We start from the raw sequence: 20,101 nt of genomic DNA on the forward strand, positions 1-20,101 counted from the left end.
GCATGAGGCTTTGGCATGAACATTTAATCGACAAGTTACCCCGTCCGCAACTGCTGGGGCAACATCGTGAGTGCTGTGCCCTGCGCGGGAATGGGTGGGGCAAGCCACACGCCACGGTGAATTATGTGTTCGATTATCACCCCATGCTGCTGGTGCGCTATCATAGGCTCATTATGGACGAAATGAAAAGCAGAGGGTACAATGTTGACCCACTATGGGAACAGCCTTTGTATCGCGGTAAGCAGTGTGAGCCTTGGGAGGCAGAGCTGGGTGAGGAACTGGCAGGCGCGGGTGCATATGTGGAGCATGACGATGAGTATATGAAGGAGTGCCTGGATAACCTGGCTTCCAAGGGGATTTTAATAGAAATTGAAGTGACCTAAAAAAGACGGGCTGTGGTAGGTTCATCATTCAGATGAAGTGCCGCAAGCCCGCTTTTTTGATGCTTCAATGTTCATCGTTTGGGAGAGAATCGGGATATTAGATTACAGAATCCAGCGTGTGACCTTTTCCAGGGGTTGTCTGGATTTTTCACGTTTGGGTTCATGAGCGCGATAACCGAAGGCAGCAATGACTGAAATATCGAGCAGCCCGTTCTCCAGCAGTCCTTCTTCCTCCAAAATGGCATGCACCTGATCGTAGTTAAAACCCTCAATCGGACAGGAGTCAATACCGATCTGAGCCGCCGCGGTCATCATATTGCCTAAGGCAATATAGGTTTGCTTGGAAGCCCAGTCAAATAGGGTGCGTTCGTTTTCCAGCAGGTGTTGACTTTCACCCTGGAAAATCTTATAGCGACCTGGCAGTGAGGCAAATTCCTCCTCAGACATACCCTTAACCTCTTTATACATATACTCCACGTAAGGAGAATCATAACGAACATCCTTGCGCGCCAAAATCAGGATGACGTGGCTAGCCGCAGGAATCTGCTTTTGACCACCGCTGGAAACCGCAGCCAGCTTTTCTCTTAATGCCTGATTTTGTACAACTACAAACTGCCATGGTTCAAAACCGACGGAGCTTGGAGAAAGTCGCCCGGTTTCGAGAATGAACTGAAAATCCTCTTCCGGTATGATGCGATTGGGATCAAATTCTTTCGTGGCGTGCCTGAACAGAAAGGCGTCCAGAATTTCCTGTTTTTTAGCTGATGTATTAGACATAAAATGTACTCCTTTGGGTATGGGTTTAGTTGGTGCTCTATGGGTTTTCTGCTACTATAATGAGAGCTGATATCGAATATATAGTTATCATATAGAAAGTTTTTGCAGGGAACAAGTACGCACATATTTGTTCCTTGTCATACGTCTGGGGCTATTGGTTTACACATTCTACAGAAAGAAGGGTATACATGGCACAGGAGATGGAACATGCAGTTAGCGTTAATTTTGGATGTCCGGTAGCGAAAACCGTCGGGGTTATAGGCGGCAAATGGAAGGGAGTCATCTTGTATCATTTGACCACAGGACCGCGGCGCTATAACGAAATTCGACGGACCTTGCCCAATATTACACAGCGGATGCTAACCTTGCAGTTGCGCGAATTGGAGAGAGATGGCATTGTGCACCGTGAAATTTATAATGAGAACCCACCGCGTGTGGAATACTCGCTTACCCCGTTAGGAGATACGTTAAGGCCGTTGCTGGATTTTATGAGAGACTGGGGGATCTTCTATGGAGAACAGGGTTGCGAGCCTGTGACGACAACTTCCAAATCAGGCAAGCACTTTTGTTAAAGGGAATGAAGAAAGCCCGCCAGATGATTTCATAGAAGACGCATAAGAAATCATCTGGCGGGCGAAATAAGGTCGGTTTTACTTGGATAAAATGTACACTTATTTAAACTCGATGGCTTCGTTCATCTGCGCCCAGGCCGTTTCTCCAATGATGCCCAAGCGCCAGATAGCGATTCCTTTGAGGTCATAACGTTTGGCTAAACCGATCTTGGCGTTAACGGTGCTGTCTTTTTCGCTACCCATCGAAATCCCCAAAATGAGCTTGTCCCGCGAGGTTTCCTTCAAGGCCAGTTGGATGGCTTCATCCACTTTTTCCAAAGGCTCAGGTGTAGCCTTTTGTCCGTAATCATAAGCCATGATGATCAGATCGTCCGCCAGATTGCCCAGCGTTTTGTAGTCATAGCCAGAGTAAGAGCTGTTCAGCGGATGCAGAACGACGGTGAGCTTGAGCCCGGCCTGATGCGCTTTGGTCGATAGCTTTTTAATAAAGGTGTTGTAGTCTGAACGAGCTTTGGCTTTGTCGCCGCTCCAGCCCAATCCTTCCAGGTCTAGCGTAATGCCTTTAAATTGTTTGTCGGTGGCGGTGCTGACAATTTGGGAAATGGTTTGTTCTTGAAGCTGCGCATTTTCCAAAACTTTGGTCAGCTCGTGATTGCCATCTCCGGAATAGACCATCAGGTAAGGGGAAGTCCCCTGGCTGTCTGCCTCCTGCACAATGGACTCTGGCGTTACAGTTCCAGCGGCTTGAGGCCATTTGTATTCTTTGCCGTTTGTGGTAAATTGTCCGTTCGTATCAATTCGACTCCAGCCGAAGGCAACGACGTTAAAATCCGGTATTTTGGATTTTTGGTCAAAGGAAGACAGCGCATAGAAGCCTACTGTATACATCGATTCACGAGGCGATGTAATGGAGACCGTCCGTGTTCCCTGGTTCCAGTTCACCGTGGCTCCAAACTGCTGCCCGAAAAAGCCCAGCGGAATCATGGTGCTGCCGTGCACGGTTTGCGGAGCGGCTGTTAGTTGAACCGCTTGTCCGTCCACTGTGGCATTGCGGCTACCCATCTTTAGAATCACCTGCTTGGTAGCAGAATCTTGCGCTTTGGTAGCGGTGATGCTTTGGCTGGCTTGGTCCCATTTCACTGTAATGCCAAGAGCTTCAGAAATCGCACGAAAGGGAACCATGGTCGTGCCGTTCATCATGGCAGGTTGTACAGGGAACGGTAATGGATATCCGTCCAGCATAATGCTGATCTTGCCGGCTTCAGCTTGTGCCAAGGGGCTATAGATGCCCACTGTGGTACTCAGAAAAATAGCACTAGATAACAGAGCCTTATTTACGATTTTCATCCTATGATCTCCTATGCTCAATAGATTGCAATGCTATCATGTTAGAATCGTGAGGGTTCTACTATTTTACCAAAAAAATGATAGAAAGGTGAATGTGAAATGAAGATACCTCGTCGATTTATTGGAAAAAAAGTGGATTTATTTGGTTTAGTGAGATGAAAATCACTTTCTTTGTTTTTAGGAATCTATAAAATATAAATGGGATTATATTCAATATATTATATATTCTTAAAAAAATGAAAAAAATGAGGGAGGTGTTTGTGGTGAAGGAAGTTACTACATTTGAATTAGAAAATTGGGAAATGGAAGAATTATCAGTCGAAGAAGTAAAACAATTTTCTGAAGTTATCTTTGCTTCGTGTGGCATTGGATGTGGTGGAAGTAGCGGTACTCAATAATCGGCTTACTTAATAAAGGAGGTAGTAGTGAAAATTCATTACTACCTCTATTCATTGGGAGGGTGTGATAATATGTTGGAAAAGAAGTTAATGGATCAGTATCATTTTTATTTTAGTAGTAGTAATAACTTACAATGTCTTGTTTTAGACAAGATTAGTTTCGGCATATTTAGAATTCCCTATAATATAGGGAGAATACTGGAATATTTTAAAAATGTTAAGGATGTCGATTTGGTTTGCTTAAAATTCAATATCAGTACTGATCAACTTAAACAAATTCTAGTACGCTTTAAAAGCAATATCCCCAATTCACCAGAACACTTACAAAATAAAGATGATAGCGAATTACAAAGTAGTCTGAAAATACTTAGATTAGTAGTAACAAATATATGCAATTTGAAGTGTAAATACTGTTACGCGGATGAAGGTACTTACCACTCTGAGAAAAGATACATGACTAAAGAAGATGCTAAAATAATTATTGATAAAATATTAAGTGTATACAACGGAATTGAGGAAATTTGCTTTTTCGGAGGGGAGCCTCTCCTTAATATCGATACAATAGAATTTGTATGTAAATATTTAAGTGAGAAGTTTAGGGACGGCTTAATCTCTTTCTTTCCCAGATTTTCAATAGTTTCAAACGGTACTATTATGAATGACAGAATTATTAAGCTGATCAATGAATACAAAATATATACTACAATAAGTTTAGATGGTCCAAAAGAGATAAACGATGAGCTCCGCGTTGATAAGGCGGGATTTGGAAGTTTCCAACGCATCGAATCCAATATAAATCGACTACGGCAGTCTACTCCCCAGCCTTCTATGATTGAATGTACTTATACCTCTCTACATGCAGAATATCAATATACAAACAAAGAATTGCTTACATATTTTGATCAGGGCTTCGGTGTTAAAACAGTCGTTATTAATCCGGTTGAGGTTAGTGGGAAGAATGCAACTTCAAAAACATTACTGCTTAATGAATCACAAATGAAAAAAAGAGTTAGCAGTATCCCAGAACAATTCAATGAATTTTTAGAACAAGGAATTCAACATACGGGCGTTTTGAGATTTATTACTTCTCTGCATAATAAAGTAGAATCTGCGTCTTCATCATATTACTGCAATGCCGGCATACAGCAATTGACTGTAAATACTACAGGGGAGGTATATCCTTGTCAGCTATTTATCGGCCTTGATAATAATAGATTTTCAATGGGCAATATCTTGGAGGATGAAGTATACAATGAGAGTTTTAAAAATGTTCAAAAAGTACTGATTAAGAATAGCAAACAGAACTCACCCAAATGTAAACAGTGCCCGGAGAGACGTTTATGTGATTGCTGTATAGCAACTGTATTTGAAAAAAACAATGTGTTAACACCTTGTTCACCTGACTATTGTGCTAAAAGAAAACGAATTAACGAGCAATATATGGATTCTGCGCTTGGTATTTATTTAGATAAGAACAAGTTCAATCTTCTTATTAATCGTATTAAAGATTTAAAAGAAGACTTTAAATTACGAGGAATTGACTTATGAGTAATTATGATTTAGTTGTTGAAATGAATCCGCCATTGGAAATCCTTTTAAAAAAGTATTTCATTGGAGAGCAGTATGAAAAAATTGCATTAATTCCTTTTAGTATTGCTAATGAGGATAGGACCATTTTTATTACTTTGGAGAAAATAATTTATGTACCTTCTAAAGCAATGGGAGTTCCTAATCAATTTCACGTGCAGCTAGATCCCCGATTTTTAAAAAGCGCTCTTGCATACTGTGCAAGTTCACAATTACATTTTGGGATTATTCATAATCATCTTAATAAAGATATACAATTTTCTACACAGGATATAAAAGTAGAGTGTATTTTGAGAAATTATATATTTACTAAATTTAATTCAAAAATGATGTTCGCTAATTTTTTATTTTCTGAGAATAGAGTGAATATGAGGGTTTTCTTAAATAATATTCAGAAGGAAGTCGATAGATTTTTATTTGGGGGAAGGAGCGTTTTAGCGAATAATAGTACTTTGCATTTGCAATAATTAAAACGGGGTGAACATGTATGTTGAAATTTGTATTAAGGTACAAGGTTAAGCTCCTGCTTGTCGTTTTTGGGGTTATCGGAAGCAGTTTGTGTAGCATTTATATGGCTTTTGTTTTCAAACATTTGGTTGATAATATTAGTAGACCAGCGCAAGTTTTCTATACAACTGCAATATTTTCAATTTTATTTATGGTAGCCAGTACATTGATCAAATTGTGGATGCAGTATATGAAATCACTATATATGAAAAGCACAATGATTCATGTGAAAAAGGAAATATTCCATTATATAGTGCGAAAAAATGTAGCTCACTTTGCTTCAAGTAATAGTGCTAAATATGTATCTATTTTAACAAATGATCTGAAGATGGTAGAAGATGACTATTTCAAAAATATTTTTTTGTTGCTTGGGACAGTCTCTTCATTTGTGTTTGCTATAATTGGTATGTTTGCGATTAGCTATAAATTGGTTCTTTATTTGATTGTTATGGCTTTGCTTTCTGCTTTAATTCCGAGATGTTTTGGCAAAACTTTGAGCGCTTTAAAGAAACAATGCTCTGATACTCTTGAAAAGTTTACAATTAAGGTTAGTGATATATTTTCTGGCTTTGAAGTTGTTAAGAGCTTTGGTATTGAGAGAAAAATAGAACATGAACATGCAACCGTCAATGAAGATGTGGAAAATACAAAATATAGATTTAACATTCGGAGCAGCTATGTGGATGCCATAAGTGAGGTGTTTGGCGGCTTTATTTTTATGTCTATCTTTATAATTTGCGGATATTTGGTTATGCAAGGTGAGATTACTCTTGGTGCAATGATTGCCGGCATTCAGCTTACTAATAGTGTTGTGAACCCTATATGTATGAGTATTCAGCACATCACACGCATTAAATCTATGCAGGATATTTCTAAAAAGATTACAAATATAGTATCATCCGTCAATCCAGTTAAGCCGATCGATTCTGCTTTGAGTGAGGTATCATTTCTTCATTCTATTCGTTTTGAGAATGTTTCTTTTTCTTATGATGATAAGATACCTTCGTTAGAGAAGATTAACTTAGTCATTGAAAAGTCAAAAAAGTATGCCTTTGTAGGAGTCAGTGGTTCGGGAAAATCAACTTTTCTCAAACTGTTGCGCAAGGAATATGAAAATTATACTGGGAAAATTGAGGTGGATGGATGCGATCTGAAAGAAATATCGTCGGAAGATGTTTATCAATTTCAGTCTGTTCTTCATCAAAAGCCTTTTTTATTTGATAGTACAGTAAGAGATAATGTTACTTTGTTTCAGCCATATACGGATGAGGAGATTGCGGAGGCGATAAAGATTGCTGGATTACAGGAATTATTACACAAGCTGCCGTATGGTTTGGATAGCTTGGTGGGTGAGAATGGAAATCTAATATCTGGTGGAGAAAGGCAACGGATTGCACTAGCACGTACAGTTATTCGACGCATGCCGTTGCTTGTTCTTGATGAAGCGACTTCTTCTCTTGATAATGAAACTGCTGTTGCAGTGGAAGATAGTATCTTGAATTTGGAGAATGTGACTTGTGTGGTAGTTACACACAGACTGATTCCACAGCTATTGAGCCGTTATGATGAAATAATTGTGATGCGTGATGGGCGAATTGTGGAGCAGGGGGCATTTGATAAGTTAATACAGCAAAAACGACATTTTTACAACTTATATTGTGTCGCTAACGCTTCTTTACAAGATGAAAAACAGATAAATCCAGATGAAGTTGTTGGGATATAACCTAAAAAACACAAAAACCTGGCCTGAACGGCGCGGATTTTTGTGTTTTTTATTACTAGTAGCTAGTGATTTTACAATACATTTTTACCTTTATACTTAACCCAGATTACTTGCGGCGCTTGAGTGCAATGCCGACAGCTGTGGCACCAAGAACGACTGCAATGATCGAGAGAACGAGTGCTGTCGTTTGTGCAGCAGAGCTGGCTGGAGCAGAAGCGGCAGGTGCAGCTTCTATAGCATTGTTCGAAGTAGGTGCGGGGTTGCTATCTTTAGCCGTATCTGTGCTCGCGTGCCCTGCTGCCGTACCCACCGAATCGTGTCCGCTGTCTGCGGCAGGGGCAGGAGTTGCGGACGTGGCGTCCGCCGTAATTTCGGTAATGGAATGAGGATTGCTACTTCCTTCGTCGCCTGTCCATTCCACGATACTTCCGTCACTGTAATACTGGAAGGCGTCCCAGGCTGCTGCGGTATTCTGGTCTGCATTTTGCGCTACAAAGCCGAAACGCTGATACTGACCTGCTTGAATGCCGTCTTTTTCAGTCGTCCAGGTCACGGTGATTACTTTGCCAGAGCTGTCTTTTTCGGTGGCTACCTTCCAATCCGGTACAGGCTCGTATTGTTTGAAAACGACCTCATTCGGAATTTTCAAGGCGACTTTGGTGGTTGGAATGTTTTTTTCCACGGGTACTTTCAATGTGTACGTTTCCCACGCATTAGGTTGTGAAACAGAAGGCTTGACTGTCACATGTGCACTGGCCATACCTGCAAAAAGTAAGGCACCCGCTGCGATTAGACCCACAGAGGTCGCAAACCTGGAAAATCTGGATTTTGCTGTTTGAATTGTTGTATTCATATTCAATTCGCTCCTTTTAAGTGAGGATTTCACAAAATCCTGAAGTATAAAATAATTATTTTTTACCGCCTACATGCAGGGTGAATTCAGCATCAACCGCATCGAGTGAAGCCGTCAGAGCATGTACCTTTACCGCCCATGTTCCTTCGGAGGTCATCAATTCCTGACTGCGGAATGGCTGTTGCTGCTTCACAGGTAGAACAAATTCCTGTTGATCTTGGTCAGGGTCTGCTGGAGTGAGCGTTAATGTAACCTGCTGGATTCCTGAAACGGCAGCACCCTTGCTGTCCTGAACGGATACCTTAAATTCATTGCTGCCCACAGCATTGGGACTGACTGCCAGGGTAACGTTATATCCACCCGTAGTGCGAGTCTCCTCAAACGGTACAGCAGGTGCCTGACCGGGTGACAGGTGAGTGAGCACCGCAGTCAACAGCATCACGAGCAAGCCGACGGACAACTCGGCACGCAATCCCCGGGCGGCTTGCTTGCTGGGCGCCGCTTGCCGTGCGCTGCGGAACTGGCTGGCCGCGAAGGCCAGCATGACTAGCAGCAGCGCTGCCTTGCCGAGCAGAACGAGTCCATAGGACGTGTTCAGCAGCATGGAGGGAGCCGGAATGTACAGCACGGCTCCATATATACCGGTGGCGAGTAACGCCGCCACCATAGCAATGCCCCAGCCGGCGAAGCGGCGCAAGGCGGCTTGTCGTAGAGTTGCCCGCTCGGATACGGGCAACTCTGCTCCGGCAACCGGCAGGCACACGACCATGACGGCAAGTGAGCCGATCCAAAAGGCTGCTGCCGCGAGATGGACGAAGTCCGCCGCAATGGCTGGAGCTGGATGGGTAGCCGCTGCCGGGTGACCGACAAAGGCCTTGGACAGCATGAGGCATAGCGTTAGGAGAGCCGAGCTGTAGCCCCAAAGACGGCGCTGGCGACTCGAAATGCTGTAATCCAGCGCGTAAATCAGCGTTACGCTTAGGAGTAGCACGAGAATCATCTGGATAAACCAAATTTGTCCGGCTCCAGTAAACTGGAGAGCTTCTCCCAGAATCGGGAGTGAGAAGCCCTCCCTGATGGAAACCCCGGCATCCCATGAAGCCTGAAGTGGCAGGCTGATCAGAATGGCGGCAGTCGTTATGCCGTAGCCGCTCCATAGCAGTTTATTCCAGCGGGGCGATGTTTCAAAGGGCCGCTGATTTTGCTTATGCTGTTCACTTTGATTCTTGTCTTGGCTTATGCTCGGTAGGATGAACAGCCGGAAACAAATCGCTCCAAAAAGCAGCGATAGTCCTATGTAAAGGAACCAACGGACAGCGATTAAGTCGATTCGTGATGTCCCTGAGCCTTCAGGTGCGGTAGCTTGATGGGTAGGCGCATTGGAACCGCTGCCTACTTGAAATGGAATAACTCCATTAACTGGATGTCCGTCTGCGGATAAAGCTCTCCAACTAACAGAGTAAATTCCATTTTTCATCCCTGGGATCAATTGGATTTCCATGGTGGCTTTGTGATTCGGGTCAAGCTGTGCTTTTCCTGTGTCGACCCGCTTGCCTGTTTCGTCGGTCACTTTGATCGACATGAAGGCAGATTGCAAATCTTCATTGAAGGTAATGGTCACCTGAGAAGGCGACTTGTCTAAAACCTGATTTTCGGTCGGACTGGATTCAATGACAAATGCATGAGCCCACGAAGAGTGAGGAAACAGGACCAGAAGGGGGAGACACAGCAATAAAAGACAAGCCACACGGGCTGGTCTGGACGGATACAACATGCTTGTGAAGTCACCTTCTCTCGATTACTTGAAGCGAGGATATCCCCATTTATAACATTTTATACAGGAGGATTTTGCCTGACGGACAAATCCATTCCTATCTTAATCATAGTGCATATAGCGCGAATAGATGGAGCGAATTATGACATTTATATGAAATTTGAAATAATAAGCATTATACAAAATGTCAATCATATGAAAACCCCTAGCGTGGCTGAATTCAGGACGATTTCAACCACGCTAGGGGCAAAGAGGAAGAGCATATGAAGGAATTAGAGCCCTGTTTCCATAAAATCCGTGAAAGCAGGTTGCTTATGTTGAATATAGTGGATAAAAGTAGCCGTTAGTTTGGGATCGAATTGGCTACCCGAGCAAGCACGTAGTTCTTCAATGGCCTCCTCGAACGTTTTGGTGGGTTGATAGGGGCGCTCGGTTGTCATCGCATCAAAAGAGTCGATGATCGTCAGCATTCGACATAAACGTGGAATTTGCTCGCCCTTAAAGCCAAACGGATAGCCTCCTCCGTCATAACGTTCATGGTGCAGCTCCACAAAAGGAACCAAATCTATGAATCGTTCGTTGGCTTCGACAATTCGTTTGCCCCACATGACATGCGCTTGCACCATCTGCCATTCCTCACCAGACAGCTTCTCTTTTTTATTGAGGATATTCCAGGGAATCTCCAGTTTACCAATGTCATGAATGAGGGCACCTAGTATGAAACGCCGCTTATCCTCCGGTCCGAGTTGAAGCACATCGCTCATGTCTGCTGCATATCTGAACACCCGTTTTGAATGCTTGAAGGTATTAATATCCTTGTATAAGAACAAATTAAGCTGCTGCTCAAGATCACGAATATCCTGCCCCAGATCGACCTCACGCTCCACTTCATTTAAGCTTCCATGCGTATGAACGATGTTTTTGCCCTGTTTCTTGGCGTAGTACAGGGCTTTATCCGCCAGATCGACCAGCTGTGATTTGTCGTAGATGTCAATGCGGCTTTGGGCAATACCTGCGGAGAAGGACAGACAGCCATGTGGAAAAATTTCGACACCCTCATAACGAGAATCATTTAATCTTTTTCGAATAGCATTGACTATTTCATAAGCTTGTTCAGCGGTATGATCAGGCATAAGCAGGGTGAATTCTTCTCCACCGTAGCGGGATACGGTGATGGGGGTGTCGGAGGTTTCCTTCTTAAGAAACTCACCGAGAAATCCCAGTAGCTGATCGCCTTTAAGATGACCGAAATGATCATTGTATTTTTTGAAATCATCAATATCAATCAGCGCCAGACTGAGGGGAGTATTCTCGGATCTCGATATATTTAATTCAGCTTCAAGTGTATTTTCAAAGTAGCTGTGATTGTATAGCCCTGTTCTGCGATCCATGTTTGCTTTTTCTTCGATTTCCCGATACAGCGTGAACATTTGCTTGAATGCGTGAGATAGGAGCATGCTTAGCCCAAGAAACAGCAAAAGTCCTAGAATGCCATTGTTATAAATCAGTGTAGTCAATACCAAAGACAGAATGAGTGTACATAAGTATACGAGCAGGGATTCAGCCAAAAAAGCCTGTTTAAGCTCATTGAAGGACCCTTTGTATGCGATATAAAAGTAGATGCCCAGTGTGATTGTGTTCACCGCAAAGTAGCAAATTAACGCCAGCAGGTAGGAAGCGAAATGCTCTTGGTTTAAAGCTCCCTGCGTTCCGCCGCTTAGTTCAAATACTGTTGAAGACAGGAAAATGGAAAGGGCGTAAATAGAAAAATTGACGGTATGCTTCCACCAGGACAGTTCTGTGTGCCGGAACATAGCAATGATTACATTTAACAGCAAAATCAGAATAGCAATTTCGGTGCCATGCACAAAAATACAAGCCAGATACACGGAGGAATCCATGGACTGCTTGTTACTGGCCGGGGGTAGCTGGAATGTAAAATGCTCCAGAATCAGAACGGCTCCCAGTAGGGAATAGATCGTGACCCACTCTGTTGTCGTATAGTGCAAAAAGGACCATTGGTTCGTATACAGGAGGACGATCACGCCTACCATACATATGGAAAACACGTATATTCCCGTCGCGGTAACCCGTTCTTGCAGCTTTTTTATTATACTCATCATTTCTTCTCCTGCCTTGTCGTATCTTGATGTCAAAGCTACCAGGGGTGAATGGGATAATTTACAATTTTGTAATCGAAAATTTCACATGAAAAAACAGGCCGGAATCCAGCCTGTTTTGTTGAGCCTGTGCTTCCTTTTTTTCTTATCGGTGACTAGCCCCCGATTTTGTAACCGGAAGTCAAAGCAATTATGACAGAAGCCACGATAATAGCATTGATAATGACACGGGAGTATTTCAAGTTTTTCATAGGGTTCCCTCCCTTCCTTGGAATAAGGTGTGCACTAGGCGTGGCGGGGATTGGTTTCTTGCTGCTTATCCTTAGTTCTCTTCACGACCATAATGCTTTGGATAAACAGGAACATCCCGAAGTTCATAACAACATCCCCAATACTAATTACCTGCGTGCGGGGATAGGGCTTGGAGAGAGGAATAATGTCACCAAGCAATGATAGACGCGTGCTCGCATCCATCATGTAATGTTTTGAGATGACACTTCCGGATTTAAGCATATCTGTATAATAGGGACCCAGCACCTCCGAAGCGCTCAACGAGACCGGCATCCTGCCGCCATTCACCGCCATAACGATAAAATTCATCAATACGCCCATTATAATAAGTTTGAATCCCTTATGATGTCTGTTCAACCAGAGAAATATCAATCCAACCACGTAGACTCCCATAAATAGATACCCGTTAATGGCTGCCAGCCAAGCCCACTTTTCCTGGGCATAAAAAATAATGAATTGTACCAGCAGCAGCACAGGGAACATCCAGCCGGCTATAAGGCGAATTTGACTGAAACGGATCAGACCTTGCCGCCAGCCTCCTCTGAACAGACCTACAATGAGACCCAGTAGCACTCCATCATAGACCATTATCATTCTCCAGATTCCACAAATTTTTGTTTTGGTTACCGTATAATTCGACCTGAAATTGGTAAATTCCTGCCTGATATATAGCAGTTTTTAAAAAAAATTGCGGATTAGCGTGTAATTATTCGAAGCCAGACGAAATGAGTGATATCATGATGTATTGAAGTAATTATTTATATTTTTGTGAAAAGGATGATTATTATTATGAACCGGTTATCCAATACTGTTATGGTTGCCGCAGATATGACCAAATCGCGAATATTATGGATCGCCTTTGTCCTGGGTGCATTGAGTGCTTTCGGGCCGTTGTCCATAGATATGTATTTGCCGTCGCTGCCTACATTAGCCGACAATTTGCATACGACCACTTCGCTGGCGCAGCTTAGTTTGACCGCCTGTCTGTTGGGACTGGCCGTTGGCCAGATCGTTGCTGGTCCTCTTAGCGATGTGAGAGGTCGCAGAGGACTGCTGGTGATCTCGCTCATTCTGTACGCTGCTGCTTCGTTGTTATGCGTGTTTGCGCCGAATATCGGTATGCTCATTGCGCTTCGCTTTATTCAAGGGCTTACGGGCTCGGCGGGGATCGTAATTTCCAGAGCTGTAGCCCGTGATCTTTACTCGGGCAAAGAGTTGACACGCTTTTTCTCACTGCTCATGCTGGTGAACGGCGTGGCCCCCATTGCTGCACCGGTACTGGGCGGTGTCATATTGAACTTTGTTTCCTGGCGTGGTGTATTCATGGTGCTTTGTGTAGTGGGCGTGGCTATGCTGATTGCCGTCGTGTTGGGTTTGCCAGAAACGTTGCCAACGAACCGCCGCTCATCCGGTGGTTTGAAGCAGACGCTGGGGACACTCGGTCACTTGTTTGCCGATCGACGCTTTATGGGCTATGCCTTCTCACAGGCGCTGATTACGGGAGCGATGTTCGCGTATATTGCTGGCTCACCATTCGTGCTTCAGGATATTTTCGGGGTTTCCCCTCAGACGTATAGCATCATTTTTGCAGTGAATGGTTTGGGGATTGTACTGTTTTCCCAGTTAACGGGTAGACTTGTGGGTCGCTTCAGCGAACGACAGTTACTCTTGTCGGGTCTGGTCATTGCGGCTGTAGCCGGAATCAGCTTGCTTACTGTAGCCTTTACTGGAGGCCAATTGTTTGCTGTTTTAGTTCCGCTATTTTTTGTCGTTTCCTGCGTAGGGATTGTGAGTACAACGACGACTTCATTGGCAATGCAGAGTCAGCAGCGCTCCGCAGGTAGTGCGTCCGCTATGCTTGGTTTGTTGCCTCTATTGCTGGGTTCCATCGCTTCACCGCTAGTAGGCTTGGGGAGTGGAACAACCCCCGTACCCATGGCGGTCGTTATAGCTATAGCCGAGGTTGGTGCGCTAATAAGCTTTGCCGTACTTGCTAAGGAAACACGCGCGAAGGCTTGAAATTAGGCGAATTGAACTAAAAAACTCCCCTGGACTGATACGTGAACCATTTCAGTCCAGGGGAGTTTTTTACCGTTTTGCAATCGAGATATCTTCGGCTTCCTTTGCGGGCAGAGGTATCTGTTTTAAGTACATACGAGATGGTTTGTGAACCAGAATTGAAATAAGCATGCAGATATGAACGGGAAAGAAAGGGTCTATTCCGTTGATGTTCAAACCAAAAATGGATACGAAAAGCAGTAAAGTAAGGGTGAGTTTATACTTTTTTGTCGCAATAAACAGCAAGATCATTATTGTAGGAAGTAATCGAAAGAGCAATTTTCCGAATACAAATCCGACCATATGAGCGGTAGAACCTTCAAGTGGAGGTGTGATGGATAGCGTGCGGGAGGCCATATGGATTAACCGAGACTCCCCACCTGTCGGTTGGGCTGAAATAAATACACATCCTGCGATAATGATTACAAGGATTTTAAACCACAACAGGCCTTGGATAAGCCGTAACAAGGGTGTAATCTTTATTTTCATTGACTTCTAATAAGCTCCTTCGACGTATGATTTGTTATGATTGCTCGTTTGTATATATACAAGACAAATGGGAATTGCAACTTTAATATTATATCAATATATTACCAAAAGAGTAGTCCTGCTAAAGAATGATTATGCGGAGACTATTTTCCTGATGTTGAGACAGAATCGAACGATATTTTGGTTTCCTGCCAAATATATAGATGTGAGATGAAAGAAAGGGGGAGATCAGGATTGGACAACGCAAGGAGGCGGGCAAATTTGATAAAGAATGATTTGATGGTTGCTCTTGTTACGGAGACGCTGGCTGGCAGTCGTGAGGCTTACAGAGAACTGTATGATCAAACAATTCATACAGTCTATAGAACGGTGCATTTTTTGTTGGAAGAGAAAGTGGATGCTGATGATGTGGTGCAGGAAATTTATATTCATGTATATAAATCACTTGGGCAATTTGACGAAAGACGTCCTTTTCATCCTTGGCTAATGGGGGTCGTTATGCGTCAGATCCGGGCTTACCGTAGAAAACAATGGATGAGGCTACGAATCACAAGCAAAGCAAAAAGGCTCGAACTTCATACATCTCATGATTTTTCTGAGGAAATTGTGGACAAGGTTGCAAATCATGTATTGCTCCAAGCAGTTCAGCAGCTTTCGTTCAAGCTTAAACAGGTAATTGTGTTGCACTATTTGCAGGAATATTCCCAAGAGGAAATCTCCAATATTTTAGAGATACCGTTAGGCACGGTGAAATCACGAATTCACGCGGCTTTGCAAAAGCTTCGATCGAAAGAGCAGCAGGAACATTTTCTAATCGGAAAGGTGGAGAAGATCCATGAAGCTTGAGCAAGAACTACGTAGGGTGATGCAGCAGGATGATGACCACATATTGGCTCCGGCTGAATTAAAAGAAAACATTATGGGTCAAATTGAACGGCTTGAAAAAGGAGGACCTAAATCTATGAAAAGGTATATTGTGATAACTCTTCTCGTAGTGTTATTACTAATTCCAACAGGTGCTTTTGCTACTTACACTTATTTGGCGGATACAATATATGGTTCACAGGAAAAGCTAATTGAAATGGGAGGATCGTCAGAGGAATATAATAGAGTAGAATCCAAGTTGCAGCAGGTGCAGGGGCATTTAACGAAAGAGGAGTTCACTGTTTTTATAGGGTTATTGAGAGAACTCGGGGCCTATAATCTGAAAATGACGGATGAAAACGGCGCACTCCACAAGGAGCGCTTAAGCGCAGAGGAAGAGCGTGAATACGATCATATATCTGCCAAGCTGGAGCCGTATTATGACAAGTTGAATCAGGGGAAAGCGCTAACCCAAACGGACGATGGTAAAAAAGATGGCGGTGATTCTGCCATTACGGGCACATTAGATGCAAAGGCCCACGCAGGCATCGATTTACAGGTCGAGCTGGACTATGCGAAAAAGGTTCTGACTGAGGATGAATTTGTAAAGTTTCGTGTACTGTTCACGAAGTTCTACGAGTATGTACCCCGCATTACAGGGGCCAAAGGTGTACTATATCCAGATCGTTTATCTGAGAGGGATAGAAAAGATTATGAGGAACAGTTAGAGTTGCTACAGCCTTATTTTGATCAATTTAATTCGCTTGAGTAGAAACAGTGGCGAAAATCAAGGCGAAAAAGTGACATTTTCCTGGAATGTTGACATACCCCGTGGGGGTATATTATGATGGGGATATAACAAATGTTTAAATGCATATATACACCACACAGGAGGCTGATGTATGGCTGAGGAGCAATCTGCTTCCCACACTGAAGTCCATGAGAATCACTGTGGAACAGACGGGGAAAAGACAATTAGAAAAAGTCATCATTCGGCAGAGTTCAAGAACAGCCTCGTATCCCGGTTGAACCGTATTGAAGGTCAGGTTCGCGGAATTAAAGGCTTGATTGAGAAGGATACCTACTGTGACGATGTACTGAACCAGATTGCGGCTGTCCAGTCCGCGCTGAATGGTGTCGGTAAGCTGCTGCTGGAAGGGCATATGAAAAGCTGTGTCATTGAGCGCATGCAGGCAGGAGAGCAGGAAGTGATTGACGAGCTGCTGGTTACGGTCAAAAAGCTAATCCGTTAAGAGTAGTATTCATACACATTATGGGTACGGAAGTACCCCAGAGGAGGAAAAGAAAATGGCACAAGTTACATTGAATGTAGAAGGCATGAGCTGCAATCATTGCGTGAAGGCAGTAGAAGGAGCTTTGGAGAAAGTTGGCGCTACCGGCAAGGTCAGCCTCGAAATGAAACAAGTGAATGTAGAATATGACGAGTCCAAGCTGAACGTTGAAGCGCTGAAAACAGCCATTGAAGACCAAGGCTATGATGTTGTTTAAGTAATGAAGGTGTTTTATGTGTGAAAAAACTTGTTTCGAAGAGGAAGCTTCCATATTAGAAGCTTTTTCTTTTTGGATACGATATACCCCACTGGGGTATGGGAGGAGGATGGCCATGGAAAACCGTGCGACCGACGGTGACAAGCAGACAACGCTTCACATTACAGGGATGTCCTGTGCTGCCTGCGCAAGCCGTATTGAGAAAGGTTTAAAGCGAATAGATGGTGTGGCACAGGCTAATGTGAATTTGGCTTTGGAGCAGGCGTCGATATCCTATGATCCCAAGCAGGTGGAGATCGCTGAATTCCGCGATAAAATTGCTTCTCTTGGGTTTGGAACTGTAAGTGAAGAAGCCAATCTGAATGTAACGGGCATGACTTGCGCGGCCTGTGCAACCCGGATTGAAAAGGGATTGAATCGGATGCCTGGTGTAACAGGTGCCACGGTAAATTTGGCGATGGAAACCGCTCATGTGGAATATGCCGCGGGGAGTATTGCGGTTGGTGATCTGGTGAGCAAGATTGAACAGCTAGGCTACGGAGCGATCCCGCAGAGCGCTGAGGACAATATCGCGGATGTCCGCAGTAAGGATATCCATCGTAAAAAATGGAAGTGGATTGTGTCCGCAGTGCTGTCGTTGCCGTTGTTGTGGGCGATGGTGGCTCATTTTTCCTTTACATCATGGATTTATGTGCCAGAACTGTTCTTGAATCCATGGTTCCAACTAGTGCTGACAACGCCGATTCAGTTCGTCATTGGTTGGCAGTTTTATGTGGGCGCGTACAAAGCGCTTCGTAACGGCAGTTCGAATATGGATGTGTTAGTTGCACTGGGTACGTCTGCGGCTTATTTTTACAGCTTGTACCTTACTCTGCGTCCGGCTGATGTTATGGAGGGGATGGCGGGAATGCCTGTCATGACCATGCCAGAGCTGTATTACGAGACAAGCGCGGTGCTAATTACGCTTATTTTGGTTGGTAAATGGTTCGAAGCGGTAGCCAAAGGGCGTTCGTCCGAGGCGATCAAGAGCCTGATGAGTCTACAGGCGACAACGGCACGTGTAGTACGTGATGGGCAAGAGCTTGATATTCCGATTGAACAGGTACGTGTGAAGGATATCTTTATTGTACGACCCGGCGAGAAAATTCCTGTCGATGGTGTGGTCGTAGACGGACGTTCGGCAGTGGACGAATCCATGTTAAGTGGTGAGAGTCTTCCGGTTGAAAAAGAAGCCGGTTCCGCAGTTACAGGGGCGACGCTCAATAAAAACGGGGTTCTACGTATCCAGGCTGAGCGTGTGGGTGGTGATACGGCGTTGTCCCGTATTATTAAGGTCGTGGAAGATGCGCAAAGCTCCAAGGCTCCCATTCAGCGGATTGCGGATCAGATTTCCGGTATTTTTGTCCCCATTGTTGTTGCTATCGCTGTGTTGGCCTTTATCGTCTGGTTTTTCCTTGTGACGCCGACTGATTTTGCAGGCTCACTGGAGAAAATGATTGCAGTTCTCGTCATTGCTTGCCCTTGTGCGCTCGGATTGGCAACTCCAACGTCCATTATGGCAGGATCGGGACGTGCCGCTGAATATGGTATTCTGTTCAAGGGCGGCGAGCATTTGGAGATGACCCGTTCAGTCAACGCAGTGGTGTTGGATAAGACAGGTACAGTTACGAATGGCAAGCCCGAGCTGACGGATGTTATGGTTGGAGCAAGCGGCATGGCTGAAAAGGATATGCTGCGGTTGCTCGGTGCGGCAGAAAAAAGCTCAGAGCATCCGCTGGCGGAAGCCATTGTAAAGGGGATTGCAGATCGAGGCATTGAGCTGGTAGGACCGACAGATTTTGAAAATATTCCGGGTTATGGTGTGAAGGCACATGTGGAAGGTAAACAGGTATTGGCCGGTACACGCCGATTGATGAGCAGGGAAGGCATCGCAATAGATGACTTAGCTGAGCAGTATATGAACAATCTGGAAAAAGAAGGGAAAACCGCGATGCTGGTCGCTGTGGACGGTTCCTATGCCGGACTGGTGGCCGTAGCGGACACGATTAAAGAAACGTCACGGGAGGCCGTTGCTCGTCTGCGGGCGATGAACATTGAAGTCATCATGATTACGGGTGACAATGAACGGACTGCGCGGGCTGTTGCCGCCGAGGCCGGAATTGAACGAGTGCTGGCGGAGGTGCTACCTGAAGGAAAGGCTGAGGAAGTGAAACGGCTTCAGGAACAAGGCATGATCGTAGCTATGGTTGGGGATGGTATTAACGATGCGCCTGCGCTGGCTACTGCTAATATTGGGATGGCGATGGGTACGGGAACGGATGTGGCCATGGAGGCGGCGGATATTACCCTCATGCGCGGCAACCTGAACAGCATTCCTGACGCGATTGAAATGAGCCGCCGGACCATGACAAACATACGGCAAAATCTGTTTTGGGCGCTCGGGTATAACGTGATCGGTATTCCGATAGCTGCTTTGGGCTTCCTTGCCCCATGGTTGGCGGGAGCGGCCATGGCATTTAGCTCTGTATCAGTTGTGCTGAATGCGCTGCGTCTCCAACGAGTAAAGCTGTAAGTGTATGGATGTATCGGCAGGATAGCGTGCTGTCGGACTTCTGTATCGAGATAAAGTTATTATCAGAGTAGAGCAAGTACGCGCAATTGGTTTGGTTTCTCTGCGTGCTTGCTTTTTGTTGTGTTTGGTTTTTTAAAACCATTCAACTTTCATTACGTCAGGTTGCTTATCATTCGCGAAAGTTTCATAATATTTGTAGGAGTGCCATGCAAGCATGCAAGAACTTCTTCGTATACTCACAGCTTGAAGTAGATAAAGAGCTTATATCATGGATTAG

19 protein-coding genes are annotated in these 20,101 nt (G+C 44.4%); 12 read left to right on the plus strand and 7 right to left on the minus strand.

Annotated elements, in window-relative coordinates:
- Window positions 1-2 precede the first annotated feature (2 nt).
- Entirely contained in the window at window positions 3-383 is a 381-nt protein-coding gene (locus ACYCS5_RS16970) for a TIGR02328 family protein (protein ID WP_029514679.1), read from the plus strand.
- Window positions 384-485: 102 nt separating this feature from the next.
- Here ACYCS5_RS16970 and ACYCS5_RS16975 read toward each other — a convergent pair whose 3' ends face one another.
- Window positions 486-1,160 (minus strand): NAD(P)H-dependent oxidoreductase, encoded by a 675-nt coding sequence (locus ACYCS5_RS16975; RefSeq protein WP_029514680.1) that lies wholly within the window; start codon window positions 1,158-1,160, stop codon window positions 486-488.
- 188 nt (window positions 1,161-1,348) lie between these two features.
- Here ACYCS5_RS16975 and ACYCS5_RS16980 point away from each other — a divergent pair, with 188 nt between their 5' ends.
- Window positions 1,349-1,732: a winged helix-turn-helix transcriptional regulator gene (locus tag ACYCS5_RS16980; protein ID WP_023986690.1), complete on the plus strand. Its 384-nt coding sequence runs from the start codon at window positions 1,349-1,351 to the stop codon at window positions 1,730-1,732.
- 99 nt (window positions 1,733-1,831) lie between these two features.
- On the opposite strand, the gene ACYCS5_RS16985 is transcribed toward ACYCS5_RS16980, so the two are convergent.
- Window positions 1,832-3,079, minus strand: a complete 1,248-nt coding sequence (locus tag ACYCS5_RS16985; RefSeq protein WP_459759814.1) for a stalk domain-containing protein — start codon at window positions 3,077-3,079, stop codon at window positions 1,832-1,834.
- A gap of 263 nt (window positions 3,080-3,342) precedes the next feature.
- Here ACYCS5_RS16985 and ACYCS5_RS16990 point away from each other — a divergent pair, with 263 nt between their 5' ends.
- From ACYCS5_RS16990 to ACYCS5_RS17005, 4 genes are all read left to right on the plus strand, one after another.
- Window positions 3,343-3,477: a hypothetical protein gene (locus ACYCS5_RS16990; RefSeq protein WP_256026043.1), complete on the plus strand. Its 135-nt coding sequence runs from the start codon at window positions 3,343-3,345 to the stop codon at window positions 3,475-3,477.
- A 72-nt stretch (window positions 3,478-3,549) separates the two neighbouring features.
- The gene (locus ACYCS5_RS16995) at window positions 3,550-5,025 is read left to right on the plus strand and encodes a radical SAM protein (protein ID WP_459759815.1); all 1,476 of its coding nucleotides are present in this window, start codon (window positions 3,550-3,552) and stop codon (window positions 5,023-5,025) included.
- Window positions 5,022-5,531, plus strand: coding sequence for a hypothetical protein (locus tag ACYCS5_RS17000; protein WP_069010745.1), 510 nt, complete (start codon window positions 5,022-5,024; stop codon window positions 5,529-5,531). Before ACYCS5_RS16995 ends, ACYCS5_RS17000 begins: the two co-directional genes overlap by 4 nt.
- Window positions 5,532-5,551: 20 nt before the next feature.
- Complete coding sequence (locus ACYCS5_RS17005; RefSeq protein WP_459759816.1) at window positions 5,552-7,294, plus strand: ABC transporter ATP-binding protein; 1,743 nt, start codon at window positions 5,552-5,554, stop codon at window positions 7,292-7,294.
- Between the two features lie 106 nt (window positions 7,295-7,400).
- Here the strand turns inward: ACYCS5_RS17005 and ACYCS5_RS17010 are convergent, their stop codons facing one another.
- The 4 genes from ACYCS5_RS17010 to ACYCS5_RS17025 all read right to left on the minus strand — a co-directional run bounded on the left by ACYCS5_RS17010 (window position 7,401) and on the right by ACYCS5_RS17025 (window position 12,920).
- The gene (locus ACYCS5_RS17010; RefSeq protein ID WP_459759817.1) at window positions 7,401-8,147 is read right to left on the minus strand and encodes a YcnI family copper-binding membrane protein; all 747 of its coding nucleotides are present in this window, start codon (window positions 8,145-8,147) and stop codon (window positions 7,401-7,403) included.
- 55 nt (window positions 8,148-8,202) lie between these two features.
- Window positions 8,203-9,921, minus strand: coding sequence for a copper resistance CopC/CopD family protein (locus tag ACYCS5_RS17015; RefSeq protein WP_459759818.1), 1,719 nt, complete (start codon window positions 9,919-9,921; stop codon window positions 8,203-8,205).
- 272 nt (window positions 9,922-10,193) lie between these two features.
- Window positions 10,194-12,044, minus strand: coding sequence for a bifunctional diguanylate cyclase/phosphohydrolase (locus ACYCS5_RS17020; protein WP_459759819.1), 1,851 nt, complete (start codon window positions 12,042-12,044; stop codon window positions 10,194-10,196).
- A 282-nt stretch (window positions 12,045-12,326) separates the two neighbouring features.
- The gene (locus ACYCS5_RS17025) at window positions 12,327-12,920 is read right to left on the minus strand and encodes a DUF5317 domain-containing protein (RefSeq protein ID WP_069010750.1); all 594 of its coding nucleotides are present in this window, start codon (window positions 12,918-12,920) and stop codon (window positions 12,327-12,329) included.
- Window positions 12,921-13,121: 201 nt separating this feature from the next.
- Here ACYCS5_RS17025 and ACYCS5_RS17030 point away from each other — a divergent pair, with 201 nt between their 5' ends.
- Window positions 13,122-14,351: a multidrug effflux MFS transporter gene (locus ACYCS5_RS17030; RefSeq protein ID WP_459759820.1), complete on the plus strand. Its 1,230-nt coding sequence runs from the start codon at window positions 13,122-13,124 to the stop codon at window positions 14,349-14,351.
- A 69-nt stretch (window positions 14,352-14,420) separates the two neighbouring features.
- Here ACYCS5_RS17030 and ACYCS5_RS17035 read toward each other — a convergent pair whose 3' ends face one another.
- Window positions 14,421-14,879 carry a hypothetical protein gene (locus ACYCS5_RS17035; protein ID WP_069010752.1) on the minus strand — a complete coding sequence of 153 codons (459 nt, stop codon included), beginning with the start codon at window positions 14,877-14,879 and terminating at the stop codon, window positions 14,421-14,423.
- A gap of 264 nt (window positions 14,880-15,143) precedes the next feature.
- Here ACYCS5_RS17035 and ACYCS5_RS17040 point away from each other — a divergent pair, with 264 nt between their 5' ends.
- The 5 genes from ACYCS5_RS17040 (at window position 15,144) to ACYCS5_RS17060 (ending at window position 19,824) form a co-directional block, all read left to right on the plus strand.
- On the plus strand, window positions 15,144-15,725 hold the full coding sequence (locus ACYCS5_RS17040) for a sigma-70 family RNA polymerase sigma factor (RefSeq protein WP_238794844.1): 582 nt from the start codon (window positions 15,144-15,146) through the stop codon (window positions 15,723-15,725).
- Complete coding sequence (locus ACYCS5_RS17045; protein WP_165147927.1) at window positions 15,715-16,515, plus strand: DUF3600 domain-containing protein; 801 nt, start codon at window positions 15,715-15,717, stop codon at window positions 16,513-16,515. The genes ACYCS5_RS17040 and ACYCS5_RS17045 overlap by 11 nt, the downstream gene beginning before the upstream one ends.
- Window positions 16,516-16,645: 130 nt before the next feature.
- Window positions 16,646-16,996 carry a metal-sensitive transcriptional regulator gene (locus ACYCS5_RS17050; protein WP_029514687.1) on the plus strand — a complete coding sequence of 117 codons (351 nt, stop codon included), beginning with the start codon at window positions 16,646-16,648 and terminating at the stop codon, window positions 16,994-16,996.
- Window positions 16,997-17,051: 55 nt separating this feature from the next.
- Window positions 17,052-17,252 (plus strand): copper ion binding protein, encoded by a 201-nt coding sequence (locus ACYCS5_RS17055; RefSeq protein ID WP_165147930.1) that lies wholly within the window; start codon window positions 17,052-17,054, stop codon window positions 17,250-17,252.
- A gap of 115 nt (window positions 17,253-17,367) precedes the next feature.
- Window positions 17,368-19,824, plus strand: a complete 2,457-nt coding sequence (locus ACYCS5_RS17060; protein WP_318627666.1) for a heavy metal translocating P-type ATPase — start codon at window positions 17,368-17,370, stop codon at window positions 19,822-19,824.
- Window positions 19,825-20,101 lie beyond the last annotated feature (277 nt).

The organism is Paenibacillus sp. SEL3 (assembly GCF_054602585.1).